13 protein-coding genes and 1 tRNA gene are annotated in these 17,713 nt (G+C 47.8%); 7 read left to right on the forward strand and 7 right to left on the reverse strand.

Annotated features, from left to right (window positions below):
- The coding region (locus VLX91_12315; protein HUI30990.1) for a hypothetical protein at window positions 1–206 on the reverse strand (206 nt) is incomplete at its 3' end.
- A gap of 479 nt (window positions 207–685) precedes the next feature.
- On the opposite strand from VLX91_12315, the gene VLX91_12320 reads away from it, so the two are divergent.
- Window positions 686–952 (forward strand): hypothetical protein, encoded by a 267-nt coding sequence (locus VLX91_12320; GenBank protein ID HUI30991.1) that lies wholly within the window; start codon window positions 686–688, stop codon window positions 950–952.
- Between the two features lie 35 nt (window positions 953–987).
- On the opposite strand, the gene VLX91_12325 is transcribed toward VLX91_12320, so the two are convergent.
- From VLX91_12325 to hisS, 3 genes are all read right to left on the reverse strand, one after another.
- A tRNA-Leu gene (locus VLX91_12325) sits at window positions 988–1,074 on the reverse strand.
- A 103-nt stretch (window positions 1,075–1,177) separates the two neighbouring features.
- Entirely contained in the window at window positions 1,178–2,161 is a 984-nt protein-coding gene (locus VLX91_12330) for a SpoIIE family protein phosphatase (GenBank protein HUI30992.1), read from the reverse strand.
- Window positions 2,162–2,261: 100 nt separating this feature from the next.
- Window positions 2,262–3,677: a histidine--tRNA ligase gene (gene hisS / locus VLX91_12335; GenBank protein ID HUI30993.1), complete on the reverse strand. Its 1,416-nt coding sequence runs from the start codon at window positions 3,675–3,677 to the stop codon at window positions 2,262–2,264.
- A 262-nt stretch (window positions 3,678–3,939) separates the two neighbouring features.
- On the opposite strand from hisS, the gene VLX91_12340 reads away from it, so the two are divergent.
- The gene (locus tag VLX91_12340) at window positions 3,940–5,394 is read left to right on the forward strand and encodes an alpha/beta hydrolase-fold protein (GenBank protein HUI30994.1); all 1,455 of its coding nucleotides are present in this window, start codon (window positions 3,940–3,942) and stop codon (window positions 5,392–5,394) included.
- An 18-nt stretch (window positions 5,395–5,412) separates the two neighbouring features.
- On the opposite strand, the gene VLX91_12345 is transcribed toward VLX91_12340, so the two are convergent.
- Together VLX91_12345 and VLX91_12350 are read right to left on the reverse strand one after the other, a co-directional pair.
- Window positions 5,413–6,858 (reverse strand): APC family permease, encoded by a 1,446-nt coding sequence (locus VLX91_12345; protein ID HUI30995.1) that lies wholly within the window; start codon window positions 6,856–6,858, stop codon window positions 5,413–5,415.
- 125 nt (window positions 6,859–6,983) lie between these two features.
- Entirely contained in the window at window positions 6,984–8,915 is a 1,932-nt protein-coding gene (locus VLX91_12350) for a PIG-L family deacetylase (GenBank protein HUI30996.1), read from the reverse strand.
- Between the two features lie 163 nt (window positions 8,916–9,078).
- Between VLX91_12350 and VLX91_12355 the strand changes: the two genes are divergently transcribed.
- The 4 genes from VLX91_12355 to VLX91_12370 all read left to right on the forward strand — a co-directional run bounded on the left by VLX91_12355 (window position 9,079) and on the right by VLX91_12370 (window position 15,907).
- On the forward strand, window positions 9,079–11,871 hold the full coding sequence (locus VLX91_12355; GenBank protein ID HUI30997.1) for a TIM-barrel domain-containing protein: 2,793 nt from the start codon (window positions 9,079–9,081) through the stop codon (window positions 11,869–11,871).
- A 361-nt stretch (window positions 11,872–12,232) separates the two neighbouring features.
- The gene (locus VLX91_12360; protein HUI30998.1) at window positions 12,233–12,916 is read left to right on the forward strand and encodes a hypothetical protein; all 684 of its coding nucleotides are present in this window, start codon (window positions 12,233–12,235) and stop codon (window positions 12,914–12,916) included.
- A 49-nt stretch (window positions 12,917–12,965) separates the two neighbouring features.
- A complete protein-coding gene (locus VLX91_12365) occupies window positions 12,966–14,810 on the forward strand; it encodes a carboxypeptidase regulatory-like domain-containing protein (GenBank protein HUI30999.1) in 1,845 nt (614 codons plus the stop codon).
- 185 nt (window positions 14,811–14,995) lie between these two features.
- Window positions 14,996–15,907: a hypothetical protein gene (locus VLX91_12370; protein ID HUI31000.1), complete on the forward strand. Its 912-nt coding sequence runs from the start codon at window positions 14,996–14,998 to the stop codon at window positions 15,905–15,907.
- 153 nt (window positions 15,908–16,060) lie between these two features.
- Here VLX91_12370 and VLX91_12375 read toward each other — a convergent pair whose 3' ends face one another.
- Window positions 16,061–16,402, reverse strand: a complete 342-nt coding sequence (locus tag VLX91_12375; GenBank protein ID HUI31001.1) for a hypothetical protein — start codon at window positions 16,400–16,402, stop codon at window positions 16,061–16,063.
- A gap of 231 nt (window positions 16,403–16,633) precedes the next feature.
- Here VLX91_12375 and tsaD point away from each other — a divergent pair, with 231 nt between their 5' ends.
- Window positions 16,634–17,701: a tRNA (adenosine(37)-N6)-threonylcarbamoyltransferase complex transferase subunit TsaD gene (tsaD, locus tag VLX91_12380; GenBank protein HUI31002.1), complete on the forward strand. Its 1,068-nt coding sequence runs from the start codon at window positions 16,634–16,636 to the stop codon at window positions 17,699–17,701.
- Window positions 17,702–17,713 lie beyond the last annotated feature (12 nt).

The following is a 17,713-nucleotide window of genomic DNA, read 5'->3' on the forward strand; positions in this document are numbered from 1 at the left end:
TTTGCGTACGCGTACCAGTTGCTTATGGATTGGTCGTCATCGACTCTGAAACAAACCCCGCCGATCTTCTGATCGTCCGGTACAGGATACCCGCTTGCGGTGGATTGCCCATATGCACTGTCCAATGCAAAACCGCCCACCGTCAGCCCCCATACAACCGGTAAGAACGACAAAAACAAATTTTCTCTATCCATCAGACCCGCCATAATTCATCTCCTTCTCGATGCGTTGCCAAAATTTCAGCAGAGTATTTGAGAAACCCTCTGACAATCAGCCAACGCCTTCATCTTCTCAGGCCATCCAAACCTTCTACAGCAAATCGTCAAATTGTACTTATGCATCACTTAGACCCGACAGAGTGTGCCGGCCAAAGCATAGATGATAGAAAGATACCATCATGCCTTATTCTGCAACTAGGATGCCAAGAAAGTCCCCGAGTAGCTTCCTGGTTTCAACGAATTACGGCAGCTGCAATTACGGAAAGTTGGAACTTCGTGACATTCTACCTCAGCAGGTAGAATTAACGCAGTAAAGATTTTGATGCACTTAAAACCGTCCGTGAGATTTCACTACAACAAACCGGACATTTATTGCTTTTCCGCCGTTTACTCTCAAACGCGTGCCAACGAGGGGAGGGGTTCTTATTGTTGAAGAGAGTGAGAACTAAGATGAAAGTAAACCAGAAGTGCCGGGGAATTGTTTGCGAACGGTGGATATGTTGGACGTCTGCGTTCGAGAAGTGAAGCCTGCCCAATCTTCAATGCCGAGAGCGGGAATCGAACTCGTACGAGGGGTTAAGCCTCGTCCCGACTATGTCGGGATGCGTCTACCCGAACGTGTTCGGCATTTGTTCATCGCTTTCAATCACTATCTCGATCTCATCCAGGATCTCGCACTCGCAGATCATTTCTTCGGATCGTTGAGTTGGATGCAGAAAGCATTGCAAGTTTAGTGGCTGCAAACTGGATATTTCCCCCTGATCTTCAGTGCCGAGAGCGGGAATCGAACCCGCACGAGGGGTTAAGCCTCGCTGGATTTTGAGTCCAGTGCGTCTACCAGTTCCGCCATCTCGGCGCATCCATGCGCCAAAACGTTCTGACACTCAGGCGCGAGTGAAAATATAACACGTGGAGGCCATTTGTAAAAGAATGTTCCGGGGACTTTCCGGCTAAAGGGCTTATTTTCTTCTCAGCGCCATCATAGTAAGGTCGTCATGTATGTGAGACTGGCCTCTAAATGTCGCTAGATCTTTCAAACATGCGGAGATAATTTCTGTAATCGGTAGGGAGGATTTCTCTGCTAGGAGTTTTATGAGTCGGTCTTCGCCATATTGCTCGCTCGACCCGTTCGGGGTTTCCGAGAGCCCATCCGTGAAAAGCACAAGGCTCTCTCCGGATTCAAGCCTGGTCTTTTGTGAATCATACTGTCCACTGCAAAAAATTCCGAGCGGCAAATTCGAAGATGGAATTCTCTCCGTTTTGTGTTTATGAACAATTATTGGAGAGGGGTGGCCGGCATTACAGATTTCTATTTCACCCGAACTTTCTGCGAGCCCGCACACGAGTGTAGCAAAGTGAGTTATGAGGCTGCCTTCACAGAAAACCCTATTTGCGCGCGAAAGAATTTGAGCGAGCGGCATGCGTGTCGCAGTAAGAGTTCTGAATGTCGCATGAAGCTGCGACATCAACATCGACGCAGCCACACCTTTGCCGCTGACATCACCGACCATGAAGAAGAAGGAATCGCGGCTGTTTTCGGGTATGACGATATCACAATAATCGCCGCTGACAGGGCCTGCCGCTTCGTAATTATATGCGCTGTCCCACCCCGGAAGGGCCAGGTCCCTTTTCGGCAGCAATGCTGCTTGTATCTCATGGGCCAGATCGAGGTCGCGCTCAAGCGTTCTTTGCTCCATTTCCGTCAGATGAGCGAGACAGTTCCTCACCAAAGGATCGGCAATTAATCGATCGATTTCAATAGTGTCTCTGCAAGTCTCACAAAAGCCGTAAGTCCCGGCGCCGATTTTTTCGAGTGCGAGATCTACCTCACGTAAGAGATGCATAAGCTGTCGTGCGTCAGGAGATTCAGCTATCGCTTCCCTCAGCTTTTCCTTACGGTCCTGCAGCTGCTGCAGGATCATGCTTTCTATCGGGCTTGCCATTGGTATTCTCCTCTCTAACGCTTTCTCCGTTACCTGTCCGATTTATTTTTCTATTGCCTAGTACGAAACAGTGCCCCGAAAGGTACAGCAGAAAGTCGCTTTACTCGGATGCGAGAAGTTTTTTGATCTCTTGAACGAGATCGTTCCGCGGAATTTCTCTCTGAACCTCTCTGCTCTTCTTCAGCCATTCTTCGCGTTTTGCTGCATCTTTGCTTGCCTCTGCACCGGCGGTCAAGTCTTTAATCGTTACCGTTCCTTTTTCGAATTCGTTCGAGCCGATGATGATTGCAAATCCTGCTCCAACCTTGTCCGCGTATTGAAGCTGCTTTCTCAGACCTTTCTCTGTCCCTAGATATAAATCCGTTTTGATCCCTGCTTCCCGAAGTTCGTTCGCTATTCTGAGATAGTCCGTAAATCTATCCTGTTCCATGATGGTTATGACTACATCGACGAAGTTGTTGTCCGACTTATCGTCTATAGCGGTAAGAAGTCTGTCGATGCCGATCGAGAATCCTACGGCGGGTAAATCCACGTTCGTGAAACGTTTCACAAGGTTATCGTAACGTCCGCCTCCGGCTATGCTTCCAAACTGCGGCTTGTTTTTAAGGTTCACTTCGAATACGGGCCCGGTGTAATAATCAAGCCCACGGGCTATTGTCGGATCAAGCATAACAACTTCACTCCCGATGCCGAGCACGTTCAGAAAGTCGTCAAGACTTTGTAAGTCCTCACAGCTTTCTTTGCCGAGAAGCTCAGAGATTTTCGCGAGCACTTCCTTGCGATTACCCTTTGGGAGTGCCAGATAATTTTCTATCTTCTTCACATTTAAATTGGTCAGCCCGAGTCCCGGAATAAAATCACCGGATGAATCATATCTTCCTTTCGTCAGTTCGAGCTCGACGTTTTGCATGCCAATCTTATTCAGTTTATCAAGCACGCGGAAGATATCTTTCGCTTTTTTTCCGCCGGCAGGATCCCCGACCGACGAAATGCCGCTGTATGCGATCACTGCATTCAAGACCTTCCTGCTGTTGACACCTACGATGAACCCACCGACTCCGATTTCCCGGAGAGCCATAACTACAGCCGAGATGACCTCCGCTTCCGCAAGCTGACTGGAAGTCCCGACCACATCGATGTCGAATTGTGTAAACTCGCGAAAGCGTCCGGGATCGGGTTTGTCTGCCCGCCAGACCGAGCCCACCTGATAACGCTTGAAAGGTTTCGGCAAGTCGTTGTACTGTGCCACGATGCGGGCAAGCGGAACAGTCAGGTCGAACCGGAGGGCGGCTTCTTGTTCCTCGGGACTCTTCAATCTGAAAATTTGTTTCGTGTTCTCTTCACCGTATTCGCCCAGCAATATTTCCAAATATTCGAGTCCCGGTGTTTCGAGAGGTAAGAAACCGAAGCTCTCGTAAACCATCTTTATTATTGAGATGATTTCGTTTTTCTTCCGGGCATATCGCGGCATTAAATCGCGGAAGCCCTTGACATTTTGTGGTTCTATTTTTTCCATGATATGATTTTTAATGATGGTAAAAAGGGGTTCAATGAAATAAACCCACATCGCGTTTCTACTTAATTTACAAACAAAAGGTGAAAAATCTGAGATTGTTTCCTCCATCTAATGGGTTTGGATGGATGGTTTTCTATTTGACCTGCGGTTCAATTGGCAATGCCGATCTCGGTTCACTATCGGTGGGCCGGTGGCGAGGAAGGTCTACATTTCTTAGAAATGTTTCGTAATTTGTCATTTAAGCATGGAGGTTCATTTTCAAATGAAAAATAAAATGAAAGACGTGGTTTGCCTAACAATCGTTTTTCTTTTCTCTTTTCGCCCCAATGTTTTACCCCAAGGTTTCGATCATTTTCTCAACTATGTGAATTCTCTGCCAGATTCCAATCGTGCCTCCGTGGTGGATAGCTTTCTGTTGGTGACGAGATTGTTTCCTGTCATCGAAAATGACACGGTCGTCCACTTCATCTATTGCGGTTCGGCTGGCAAGGTTAATGTCCCTGGCGATATGAACGGCTGGCAGCCTAAAGCTTCGCCGATGACGCACGTCGGCGGAACGAACATGTGGTACCTCACTCAGTCTTATCCGCGAGATGCGAGATTGGAATACAAGTACATCATCAACGATACGAACTGGATTCTTGATCCACTGAACCCCCATCAGGCAATCGAAGGTCTGGGCCCAAACTCCGAACTAAGAATGCCCGGGTACGTTTCGCCGCCTGAGATAGAGTACTACTCTGATATTCCGCATGGCTCTGTGGTCGACACGATGTGGCACAGTACCAACTTGTCGAATTCGAGGAAGATCGTGATTTATCTTCCACACGGATATGGGACTTCGTCAGACAGTTTTCCGGCGGTCTACTTTCAGGACGGCGCGGAGGCTATCTCTTTGGAGAAAGCTGAAAACGTGATGGACTACCTGGCATTTCATAAAATAATACCTCCGGTAATCGCGGTGTTCGTTCCCTTCGTGAACCGTGCCCCGGAATACGCCGGAAAAGACGTCGAAGCATACATGAAATTTTTCGTGGAGGAACTCGTCCCGTTTGTAGATTCGAATTACCGTACGGTCAGGAAACCACAGGGAAGAGCAGTGATTGGGGCATCGTTCGGCGGAAATATTTCGCTCCGGCTCGGTTCCACTTATCCGGACATCTTCGGCAACGTCGGTGCGCAATCGAGCTACGTCGATTCTGTGAATTCATTGCGCTTCAGGTCGGGAAGCAAACTCGGTCTGAAGATTTATCTGGATCTAGGTACTTACGACATTCCGTATTTGATACCGATGGTTCATGATTTCGTTCGCGTCATGGAGGCGCGCGGATATGATTACGAATTTCACGAGTATCATGAAGGGCATAGCTGGGGAAGCTGGCGTGCACACCTGGGGAATGAGCTGAAATTCTTTCACGGAATCAAGACTGGAATGATAGAAAACTATTTGGATTCAGGTCGAACATGCACATTGGAGCAGCCGGGGCCATTTAAACCGTCTGGCAAGGTCGTTTTTTCATTGACAAAAGCACAGAAGGTCAGCGTCACACTGTTCAATGCTAATGGAAAGGAAGTGCGCTCTCTGTTTTCAGGATCACTTTCTGCCGGAGATCATGTGATCCAATTTTCCAAAGAGGAATTGCAGAGAGGTGTATATTTTTACCGCGTTCAGACGGAGGATGGAAATTTTACGAAGAAATTGATCATAGTTAAGTGAGATCTAACTTTTGAGTTGTCACTGCACTCTCGTGACAATAAAAGGCCATTCGCGCCTTTTGTATGCCCTCGCAAAGTAAATTGCCAACCCTGCCACGAAAATAATTAATGCATATCGGATTTCATTTGTGAAGTTTCTCCGCGAGATGAGGAGAAACAGAAATCCCGTTATTGAAATCAATGCGGGAACCGGATAGAGCCACATCTTGAACGGGCGAGGAGCTCCGGGATTTTTCCATCGCCACGCGATGAATCCGGCCGTCTGCGAAAGGAATTGAATCAGTATTCTGATGACGACGAGTGCTGCGATCACATCTGCAAGGCGGAGAAAACAAAATAACGCAGCAACAGCTCCGAGCGTTAGAAGCGAAACGTAAGGGAAGTCGTCTTTCTCGTGTATTTTTGCGAATGCTCCGAAGAAATTTCCATCTCGTGCAGCGGCAAACGGAATCCGCGAGTAGCCGAGCAGTAGTGAAAACACAGAAGCGAACGCCGTCCACATGATCAGGAAGGTTGCAGCCATTCCCGCCCAGCTTCCGTACAGCCGCTCCATCATGGCGGAGATGAGATAACGTCCTTCTCCGGTTCCTTTCACCAGTTCGCGCCACGGGACCACTCCGATGATACTTATGTTCATGACGATGTAGATAAATGCGACGAGGGCAATGGAGATTATGATTGTGCGGGGGATTGTCTTGGCCGGTTCCTTCACCTCATCCCCGAGGAAGCAGACGTTGTAATACCCCCAGTAATCGTAGACCGAAATGAGCATAGCCGAGCCGAGTCCGAGGAAGAATTCTTTGGAAAGAGAAAACGCTCCTTGTGGAAAGTCGAACGCGACGCGCCGGTCGAAGTGCGTGATGCCTGCAAATATGACCCACATTACCGCTGCCATCACAACTACCCATAGTAGCCGAGACAGCTTATTTATTACCGTGATCTTTCGGTAGAGAAGAAGAACTGCGAGAAGCAGAGCAGCAATTGCGATGATGGTGAACGCACGGATGTCAAAACTCGCCGTGAGCGTCCCGGCAAATGGGATGCTGATTACTTTATCAATGGAAAAGAAAACACGGTTTAACCCCGGCAAAAAGTAAGTGGAATACTCTGCGAGTCCGATGCACCCCGAGGCAATTGAGAGCGGCGCACTGAAGACGAGCTGCCAGATAAAGATGAAAGACATCATTCTCCCGAACTTCCCGTAGATTTCACTTAGGTATCGGTACGTTCCTCCAGAGCTCGGCATCGCAGCACCGAGTTCTGCCCATACCATCCCGTCGCACATCGCTAACAATGCGCCGAGAATCCATCCTAGCATTGCTTGTGGTCCACCCATCGCGGAAATGATGAGCGGTATAGTGATAAACGGTCCCACTCCGATCATATCGATCATGTTCAGGGAGATGGCGCCGGAAAGTGTCAGCCCTCTTAGGAGATGAGGATTTTCGATCTTTGCTTGGGACAAGTCAATTGTGGTTCAATTGTCAAAACTCAATAGTCAAAATACAATTCAATTATCAGAACCAAATTAAGCGGTTTAATGTCTATATCTGGGCGCCGTGCGCTTCCCGCCGATGCCTTTGACAAACACTAGTTGCCATTTCTAGGCTGCGATATTAGATTGAACAACAATTTCATCCCGCCCTCGTTTAATATTTTTACCTGTCTGTAAAGTGCAAGCGAGGTATAAGTATAAGTTCCCTTCCCATATTTTGCCTGGAGGAGAGAGGTTGACGGCACTGTTTCATCCTCGTCGCTCATCGCAAGAAGCCGTTCATATTTGCCGGAGGTTTTCGTCGTGTCTCCGTCGGGCAGATAAATATTTCTTTCCTGCACCCATCCGTTCCAATCGGAAGGGAGGATCTGGTTTGGCGAATGGAACAGTTTATTCGAGGGATCCAAAACTGTAACCGGCTGTGTCTCTTCGGTCACTCGCTCTTTCGTGATATTGATCGGATAAGGAGCAAAGGCGTGTCCGTTCCATTCGGGGGGTCTGTTGTAGAAGCACACGACATTCCCTCCATTGTTCACGTAGTCGAGAATCCTATCGTTGTATTCAACAAGGTCATGCCGATAGAGATATGCGCGTATGTCGAGGACTATCGACGTGAATTTGGTTAGGTTTTCTGCTGCCAGGCTGGAAGAGTCCAGGACTTGATATCTTATACCGAAGGCATCGAGAGTTTCCTGCAGAGTGTTGTCGTAAGTATTCACGAGCCCGATATTGTCCGAGGTGTCATATTTTGCTCTGACCCGTCTGAGGACGGCGACGTCCCTTTGGAACCTTAATCCGGACGACCTTCGTCTAGGATGAGGTAAGGCAGCAAAGATGAGTGAGTCGTCTGCCCTTTTGGTTTCAGGAAGTTTCAGTGTCACCTTAAGATGATATCTTTCCGAGTTAGGAAGGACAAAACGCTTTATCATTATGTTATGCCTGCCGAAGTAGACATATAGAGTTATCGGAAGCGGGGCGTTAGTGCGATTGAAGGTCTCCAAATCATACGACCTATTCCTGCCATGAGGATTGACGCTTGACAACAGAGAATATTTCGGTGAGACGTAAAAGGAAAACGGCTTCAGATCGGAAGTAAAAATGCTCGGAACCGGGAATGTTTTTCTTTCGGATGGCAGTATCCCTGAAAATAAATCGTGTGGATCGTACGGATATTTCTTATAACTGCGTACCAGCTCATAAACCGACTTTCTAAAGACCGTCGGCAGGTTGACAAAGTCCAATTGATCCATTCCTTGCGTGCGATGTTTCTTCAATGCATCCCACGCGACTTGTTGAATGGTCTCGTTGTCATATTTCGTATCGACAGGAATAGTCACAAGTGAATCTTTTTTCAGTTCGGTTTCTCTCAGCACACGGAAAAATAATTTTTTCACTTGCCAAACAGTTACTCCGTGCCGGAGTTGCTCCGGATGGTACGTCGGGTCAGCTGCTTTCTCGAAGGCTTCGTACGCAGTGATGCCGACGGCTTGATGGTTCCCGTGCTGCCGGTCCGGCAATGTCGTAATTGTATCGTGATTTGTTATAATCACATCCGGCCTCAATGAGCGTATCATGTAAACGATTCTGGAAAGCACGGAATCTTTCCCGCCCCACATGCGAAAAGTTTCCTTTGCCGTCTTTGAAAAACCGAAATCGGGGAAGTTCAAAAAATAAACCTGTGTTCCCAAGACTTTTGACGCGGCGAGAGTCTCTTCCGTACGCATTTCTGCGAGTTCTTTGTAAAGCTCGGAACCGATTACGTTTTGCCCGCCTTCACCGCGGGTGTAAAAGATGCTGTACGCCTTTACATTTTTGATGTGAGTGTAATATGCAAGAGTCGCACCATTTTCGTCGTCGGGATGAGCGGACAGGCACATGAGCACGAAGCCGGAACCTTGTTGTACGGGTTCTGATCGGTACGTAATCCCGGTCTTGCTTGTCGCAGAAGACGAAATGACTCCGGTGACAAGCAGGAACACAAAGTAACTGACTATTCGGTCGTCTTTGAAGAAATTCTTCGCTCTCATGCCGATTTCACGACTATTTCCAAATGTCCCATGAAATTTTTCTAAGTTAAGATATTGCACATGTGTTTCCAACATTTTTCTGCTTATAAAAGTTTTGCAGGGTACTTATATTTCATCTGTTATACAACTGATACTTGGTGTGCCACAAAGACGAGTAGGAAAAATGTCAAGATTCAAGCTGATGCCCCCAAAAATGGCGAACAAAATCTTTTTCTTTTTCTTGATGGCACTGGTGAGTCCTTCCCGTGCGCAGACCTATCTCGGGGACTTTAGATCTTTTGTCGTTTCAGGCCGAACCATCATGGTACAGGCGGATACTTCCGCCGTGAAGTTCATATTCTATAAGCCCAACATAGTTCGAGTCGATTTCATGCCGAGCCTGACGACTACATTTGATACTTCACTCGTAGTTATCGTGGATACTACCATACCAGCGAACTATTTTGTCGCAGATAGTGATTCAACCTTTACGATAAAGAGTTCTTCTTTACAAATCGTGTGTCGAAAATTTCCTCTTCGGGTTGGGTTTTATTCGGCAGGCGGAGAGTCTTTGGTCAAAGAACCAGCCTCAGGTGGAGCGGGTTCCTCTAAGTCAAAGAGGATTGCGAATTTTTTCGTGAAGCCATCCGAGCACTTTTATGGTACGGGCGAGCGGGGGATGAGCCTCGACCTTCGGGGCCAGGCATTCGACAATTACAATGAACAGCATGGTGGTTACGGGTCGCCGGTTCCCCCGACAATGAATGTGAACATCCCGTTTATGATTTCAAGCGGCAACTATGGGATTTATTTTGATGACACATATAGGGGACATTTCGACGTCGGCAATTCGAACCCAAATGTTTTTACGTATACTGCCGACGGCGGGGAACTTTCCTATTACTTCATCTGCGATTCCACAATGAAGGACGTGCTGGCCGATTACACATGGCTTACCGGTCGACCGCCGCTTCTTCCCAGATGGGCTTACGGCTACATCCAATCGAAGTACGGTTACAGGAATGATACGGATGCATCTCAGATGATCCAGCGAATGAGAAATGACAGCATTCCGTGCGACGCGATAGTGCTGGATTTATACTGGTTTCAAAACATGGGAGACTTATCATGGAACACCGGTTCGTGGCCAAATCCAAATCAAACAACTGAAAACTTCTTGTCCCAGGGGTTTAAAACTATTGTCATCACGGAGCCTTATATCACACAGCCTTCGTTGAATTTTTCAGAGGCAAATAATCTCGGCTACCTTGCAAAGAGTTCCGCCGATCAAAGCTACATTTTGGGCAACTGGTGGTCATGCGGCTGCAACGCGGGTCTGCTCGATATAACAAACCCCGCGGCCCGGGCTTGGTGGTGGGGAAAATACAACTCGATTTTTCAGACGGGAGTGTCCGGGCTCTGGACGGACCTTGGTGAACCCGAGAGAGATTATGGCGATATGAAATTTTACACCGGATCGGATTCCATGGTTCACAATATCTACGATTTTCTCTGGGCCAAGACTTTGTTTGAAGGGTTTAATAACTCATTTTCAAATCTGCGCATGTTCAATCTTACTCGTTCGGGATATGCCGGGATTCAGAGATTTGGTGTTGTAACATGGTCGGGCGATGTCTCAAAGACTTTCGGCGGGCTTGCTGTGCAGCTTCCGCTCCTCCTAAACATGGGCATGTCAGGAATTGTTTATCACAATTCGGACATCGGAGGATTTGATAACGGAAGTACGACTCCGGAGCTATATGCCCGCTGGATGGAATTCGGTGCCTTCTGTCCGGTGATGAGGGCGCACGGATACGATGGCGATAATGGTACAGAGCCATGGTCATTCGGAACCCAAACGGAAGAAATAGTTAGAAACATCATAAAGCTCCGCTATTGCCTTCTCCCCTATAACTACACCGCGGCGAATGAAGCCTACACGACGGGAATGCCGATGGCACGGCCGCTCGTTCTCGAGTATTCCAACGATCCGAATGTTTATAACGAAAGCTCTGCTTACTTATGGGGAGACGATTTTCTTGTTGCGCCTGTGGTTCAATCCGGACAAACAACACAGATGCTTTATTTGCCTCAAGGGAAATGGGTGGAGTACTGGACAGATAAAGTTTATAACGGGGGCACAACCGTCACAACAAGCGCTCCATTGAATGAAGTGCCGCTGTTTGTGAAAGCAGGAAGCATCATACCGATGCAGCCGGCGGTAAACTATGTTGATGAGTTTCCGTCCGACACCATGGATCTTGCGATTTACCCTGATCCTGATAACGCTTCAACATTCTCTCTCTACGAAGATGATGGGAAAACTCTGGCTTACCAAAAGGGTGCGTTTGCGACGACCCATTTCAGCGAAGCGATAACGGATGGCAGCCGCACCATGGAGATAACTGTAGGCAGTTCTATCGGGGACTACAATGGCAAGCCGGCAGATCGCGTTTATGTGTGCGCGATACACAAGGCATCTAATGTCCCTGCCGATGTGCGGTTCTTTAATGTGTCGTCTGGAGCGAATTACAGATTGGACCTGCTCGTCTCCAGAGGTTCTTTGGATGCCGTTCCTTCCGGGTATTTCTATGATACGTTGTCCCAGGTTTTATATGTGAAGATTCCTGCTAATGCCGACAGTACGTACTCTGTCTTAATCGACAGCGTCGACATAACCGGCATAAGGAAAAATCCGAGCCCAGCATCGGGCTATGAGCTTGAACAGAATTATCCTAATCCATTCAATCCTACTACGGCGATCGGGTACCAGATTTCATCAGCCGCGGGCGAACGTATTACTCTGAAAGTTTACGATGTGCTTGGAAGAGAAATAAAGACTCTTGTAAATGAAGTTGAGAAGAAGGGAAGATACGTTGTGGAGTTCGATGGTAGCGCGCTTTCGAGCGGAGTTTATTTTTACAGGCTGAGCGCGGAACACTTCGTCCGGACAAAAGCGATGGTTTTGTTGAAATAGAATCGTGTGATGCAAGCCACAGAATGAAACTTGCTTCTGCTATTTGGAGTCCATAACTTCTGGTGCCAATAGGTTCATTATTCAGTCGGCATGAATGATTTGGAGGCTTCGAGAAATGTGAGAATATTTTTTGCGTTGTTGTTCTTCGAGTCAATTCGTCAGGGAAAGGTGAGTGGTCCAACGCGGATTGATAAAATGTTTTACGTCTGATCTTTTGAAAGTCGAGAAATGTCAGGGCGGCAAAATATCCTTCTTCAAGTAGCCCTTCAGCATGTCGGCAGAGTTTTTATAGATCGCCGGCCTGTTATGGCCATTTGGGAACGTGTATACATAATCCATCAATAAGTTAGGAGATATGACAATGAAAAATCCATCCAAATATTTCTTTCTTTTCATCCTGTTCATAATACAGAATGGCTACGGGCAACAGAAACAAACCTTGCCGGTTGTCGGGAAGTCGATACCGACTGTTTCGTTTTTTGTCGCGGCGGACTATTTTGCTCCGAAATTTGAAGATGTGGATGCGGTATTCCGGACGATCGAGAGAAATTACGCGCTTCCTGCCGGAAGTGATTTCAAAGACTATTATTCCGTGCTTGCCGGAATCAGATTTGCTCCTGTCCCGCAACATTCGATCCAGTTGGAATTCGGTGGAAGTCTTTTCAGATCGAGTCCAAGCGGATCCCTTGGTGAAGGTCGCTCGGCAAGTTTCATACATATGTACTACGCCGGCGGAACCTATCTATACAGTTTTCCTGTCGGTGCTGTAGACATTCTTCTTGGTTGCGGCCTGGGTTACGTGGGTTTGAATGCCGAGCGAACTTATCAAGGCCAATCCGGGGTTGCACAGGTGAATGCCGGTTTGACTCAAGCGCACGCACAGGTGGAGGTCGAATACATTGACGCTTCCGGCTTCTCGGTGGCGTTGGACGGTGGCTATTCTTTTGCGACGACTCTGTTTCCACAGCGTGCAGAAATTGATTTTACAATCAAAGGAATATACGCAGGAGTAAAAATAGGCATTCCACTCATAAAAACATTCTGAGCACGACTTTTCATTTAATCGAATCACCAAAAATATTGGAGGCTATATCATGGTTAAGCATTATTTATCACTTTTAAAACTGATTGTTCTGATTGTGATTGTCTCGATGGCGGGATGCAGCAAGAATTCTTCTACGCCACTATCTCCATCCGGACAAACCACCCAGCCGAAGGGAACTATCACAGGTCTTATTCGGAACTGGGTTACAAATGAGCCGGTGCCTCTTGCAAAGGTGTCGATTGGATATGATGGTACGGTTCAATCAACCACCTCCGACAGTGCGGGACAATTTTCTTTTTCCGGTGTCCCGGCAGGACAGTATCAGGTCGCGGGCGCCGGGGCGATATTCTCCGGTTCTTATACCGTAACGATTTCGATGGCCAAATATAATTCTTCGCAGAAGGATTCGACAAAAAAATACCGGGATTATTACTATAGAACGGCAACAATTTCGTTTACCTCTCTTATAAAGGGCGACTCTTCAGCAGTAGATGATATGGTGGGAGCCATGCTGCTCAACATATCTTATCTGAATACGACGGTGAAAGGAGAGGTAGTGAATCAAAACATGGAGCCTGTCTCGGGTGCTTTGGTCTCATTGTGGGATGAAAGTGTGAATCCAGGAGTTGTCATGGCTCAAACCTCAACGGCTGCGGATGGATCATATCAATTCATAAATGTGGATAACGGCTTGACGGTTAACATAAAGTCGATCAGCTCAGACGGCTCTCTGCAGGGACAGCTTCCTGGCAATCTCACACTTCCTCCGAACGTAACGACCGATCCTCTTCGCGTCGAAGTTTCTGCGGAACGGATCATGCTCGTACCATCTGACGACACAAGTCCGTTCGTCATCGGAATAAGCCCGGAGAATAACTTTGATATTTCTCCGACTAATCTTCAGATTGTCTACACATTCTCGGAGCCGATCAAACAAACCGTGTATACGGAGGTTGACGCTTCAACTCCGATCGGCAACCATACGATGCTTGATGACATAGTGCTGAACTTCGTCGGGATGAAGAAAACAGATGCCGCAGTCAATTTTTCAATGCAGTGGGATCCGACACATAGCCAGCTCACGATTTCGCCTCAAGGCCTCGTTGGCTCGGCACGGTACAGTCTCGACATGACTACAGTATTTAACTCTGGAAAGATTACCGATGCCGCCGGTAATGTGCTGGTCAATAATCCGCAGATCATCGGCGATTTCGAGGTTCTTAACTTCACCACGAGCGGCGGTTCGCCTATGCCGGCTGTGCCGGCTGTCTCTCGTCGATACGTACCAGGTTATTTCGGTAATCTCGATTACGATGGAGGAGCCGTTGGCCTGGAGTGGAGCTATGATGTAAACGCAAGAAGCTATAACGTTTACAGGAGCGTAAATGGAAGTCCTTACCAGCTGGATGCAAATGACGTCTATGCAATTCAATTCTCGGAAAATATCGGTTCGCTCGTTGTGCCGCTTGGTGCGACCAACCCTCTGAGTGCAGGCTCGGTCAGTTATAAAGTGACCGCCGTCAGTAAAGATCTCGTTGAGACTCAGGCGAGCGCCGTCGTCACGGTTACTGATAATGTTAATCCGAGATTGCTCAACGCGACAGTTGCTCCTGCCGGCGGCACGAACAACTGGATTTACACGTTGAGCTTTTCGGAACCATTAGACGTCTCCGAGGCGGAAAAAGTCAGTAGTTATTCGATCGTGAATACAGGCACGGTTACTTTCACGAAGACTGCCGCGAACTACGTCGGTTATTCAGGCGGCAACTACGTTGTTGAGCTTTCCGTAACCACGAGCGCAGCACTACCGGTTGGTTATACCATAGATGCAGTGGGGGTGATAGATCTTGCTGGCAACGCTATGGACCAAACAGCACACAGTTATACATTCTGATCTAATCATGTATGAACCTTGCGAAGGTTTTGAACCTTCGCAAGGTTGCTTGAAATCCATGAGGCGGTACTCCTTCAATTGGTTGTATTGATTCTATTCCCGGGAGCTTTGCTTCAAGCAAGATACGGTTTGCTTTTTTTGCACAACGGGAGTTAGATTGCTGAAGAAGCTAAAGGGAGGTTGATATGAAAAAAGCAAAACGACTCCACATGGACGTGGCAGTTCATTTCGCTATTGGGCTTATTTGTATGCTTGCCTTTTTGTTCGCAGGCTGCTATGTCGCCGAACAGGTTGTCCAGTTGAACAATCTAAGTGTTGACGGACAGGTGCACCAGGTTCCGATTCGTGTTAATGATAACGATATGTCGGGGCATTTACGTCTAACTCCGGTCTTCGAGCTTATGCCTAAAAGAAACCTGGATGGTGTCCTGCAAATTGGAACGAACAAGGAAATCTCCAGTCTCCCTCAGTATGATACGACAACCAACCTTCGATGGAACTTCCCCTCTTACGTGGCGGGCCTGAGTGCTGACTACGGCCTGTCGAAAATTATCTCATTCTCCGCCGGAGGGAATTATTCCCAGGTTGACGGGAAACATTTTTTTGAGTGGGACCTCGGGCTTGGATTATGCTTCGATGGAGAAAATAGCGGCGGTCGACTTGAGGCGGGACTTCAGTGGGAAAATATCTGGTACCGAGCGACTTTCGACAAGTACGAAGTCGATCATTACATTTTCGGTGGAGAAGACAGTGTCAAGTATTTGTATTCCTTCAGCTCGAATGGCAACCGCTCGAATGTCAACTTTTACGTGAATCTTACTTTGAACACGAAGTTCCATAGCTCGCCCGTGAATGGATTTGTGAGAATAGGGTACGGCTCGACATCACTCGTTGATAACGATGTGCTTTCGGGGCAGGAGCAGGGAGATGTTTCGCAATCGGTAAGCTTCATCAGTCTTACGCCGGGTCTCTTTCTCGACATCGGAGAGTGGAACCGAATAGTGCTAGGATGCCAATTTATTTCTCCGAGTTCGTTGAATACATCCAATCCGGAATGGCTCATCTCTCCCATGATCCAACTTGATTTCACGTTCTGAAAATTCAGATTGGAGGATCGGAGGAAAATCCGGCCGCAGAAGAGTGCGAATAATGGCGGAGTGACCTCCGTTGCAATGCGGTCGAGCGGCTGCTGCCGTCTTGAGACTGTGGCTCAGTTTTGGAGTGATCCACAGTGCTAATTCTACATGAAGTTACTTCTGCACTCTCGCGTTGTGTTTTTCGCGATAGATATGGCGGCCGGCCCGATTCTGCATGCGATTCAGTTGCGCCTTATTTCTTGGAGTCAGTTTGCCGCCGTGTTCCGCTTTGTCCATTTGCTTTGTTCTCTGGATTCGGGCTTGTTGCCGCTCGAGGTTTCGAGTTTCGCCCTTTGTCAGCTGGCCACTTTTCACGCCCTGCCTGATCCGCTTTTGCTGATTGATTTGCCGTTGTGCCACCTTAGGTCTTACCGGTGGTTGAGTCGTTTGTTCCTGTGCCATGGAGATGCCGGAGATTGCCAATGCCACAAAAATGGCAGTGATGAGGGTTTTCATCGTCGTCATCCTTTCTTTACGTGTCGTATGAACAAGTTTTGATATATCGGGTTGAGCATCCATATTGTTTGGTCATAATTTTCGACAGCAACACTGTATGGTGAGTTTAAGCTTGAAATGCCTTTATGTAGAAATAAATTTTTATTAACCTTTCATTCACAAAGACAAAGAGCTGCAAAACGTTGATATTTGAAACTTGTAAATGAATACCGTTAATTTTATAATTTATTGATGAATCTCCTTTCAATCGAAACATCCTGCGACGAGTGTTCAGCAGCCGTCTTGGTCGATAGTGCACTTAAGTCGGTTATAATATCGTCACAGCTTGTTCACAACGAATACGGCGGCGTCGTGCCTGAGCTTGCTTCGCGCGCTCACATTGAAATGATTGTTCCAGTTGTCGAGGAAGCGTTGAAGAAATCTTCCATTTCCAAGAATGAGATCGATGCAGTCGCGGTAACTTACGGCCCCGGGCTCGCCGGCTCGCTCATCGTCGGACTGAGTTTTGCGAAATCGTTTGCTGCATCTCGGGGAATTCCCGTCGTCGGCGTGAATCATATAGAAGGACATTTGTACTCAAGTTTCCTCGAAAATGATAAACCGCAATTTCCGTTTCTGGCTTTGATTGTCAGCGGTGGTCACACGATGCTGGTACACGTGAAGGAGCCATACTCACACGAGCTTCTCGGACAAACGCGGGATGATGCGGCGGGCGAAGCCTATGATAAAGTGGCAAAACTCCTTGGACTCGGATATCCCGGTGGACCTGTTATAGATAAACTCGCTAAGGAGGGGAATCCAGAGGCGTTCAAGTTTCCCCGCGCTTTTATTAACGATGACTCTTTCGAGTTCAGCTTCTCCGGCCTTAAGACGAGCGTCCTTTATCTCCTTCGAGATTCTCAGAATGCATCCCGTCCGGAGAAGTATAAGCAGACCCGAAGGACAGTCGGAGGCGACGGTGCTGATGAGAGGTTCATTCGAGACATTTGTGCTTCGTTTCAACGCGCCGTCGTCGATGTCCTTGTCGAGAAGGCCATCGCAGCCGCCGTAAAATTTTCAGTGAGGTCGATAACTGTCGCCGGCGGGGTTGCGGCAAACAGTGAGCTTCGCGGGACGATGGCAGAGCGTGCGCACTCGATCGGAGCGAAAGTTTTTTTCCCGCGCCCTTTGTACTGCACGGACAATGCCGCCATGATTGGGATTGCAGCGCACTTTAAGTACAAGAAGTTTGGAATTATTTCAGACTTTATGTTGAAGCCCGTGCCAAATCTTACATTTTCGTCCGAGTTATCCCTTTAAGAAAGTTGTTGA

The sequence above is a fragment of the Candidatus Acidiferrales bacterium genome (assembly GCA_035515795.1).
In the GTDB taxonomy this organism is placed as follows: domain Bacteria; phylum Bacteroidota; class Ignavibacteria; order Kryptoniales; family JAKASW01; genus JAKASW01.

Coding starts and splice junctions, on each gene's coding strand:
- tsaD (HUI31002.1), top strand. CDS start 16,634: ATGAATCTCCTTTCAATCGAAACATCCTGCGACGAGTGTTCAGCAGCC.
- VLX91_12360 (HUI30998.1), top strand. CDS start 12,233: ATGAAAAATCCATCCAAATATTTCTTTCTTTTCATCCTGTTCATAATA.
- VLX91_12370 (HUI31000.1), top strand. CDS start 14,996: ATGAAAAAAGCAAAACGACTCCACATGGACGTGGCAGTTCATTTCGCT.
- hisS (HUI30993.1), bottom strand. CDS start 3,677: ATGGAAAAAATAGAACCACAAAATGTCAAGGGCTTCCGCGATTTAATG.
- VLX91_12355 (HUI30997.1), top strand. CDS start 9,079: ATGTCAAGATTCAAGCTGATGCCCCCAAAAATGGCGAACAAAATCTTT.
- VLX91_12340 (HUI30994.1), top strand. CDS start 3,940: ATGAAAAATAAAATGAAAGACGTGGTTTGCCTAACAATCGTTTTTCTT.
- VLX91_12375 (HUI31001.1), bottom strand. CDS start 16,402: ATGAAAACCCTCATCACTGCCATTTTTGTGGCATTGGCAATCTCCGGC.
- VLX91_12330 (HUI30992.1), bottom strand. CDS start 2,161: ATGGCAAGCCCGATAGAAAGCATGATCCTGCAGCAGCTGCAGGACCGT.
- VLX91_12350 (HUI30996.1), bottom strand. CDS start 8,915: ATGAGAGCGAAGAATTTCTTCAAAGACGACCGAATAGTCAGTTACTTT.
- VLX91_12365 (HUI30999.1), top strand. CDS start 12,966: ATGGTTAAGCATTATTTATCACTTTTAAAACTGATTGTTCTGATTGTG.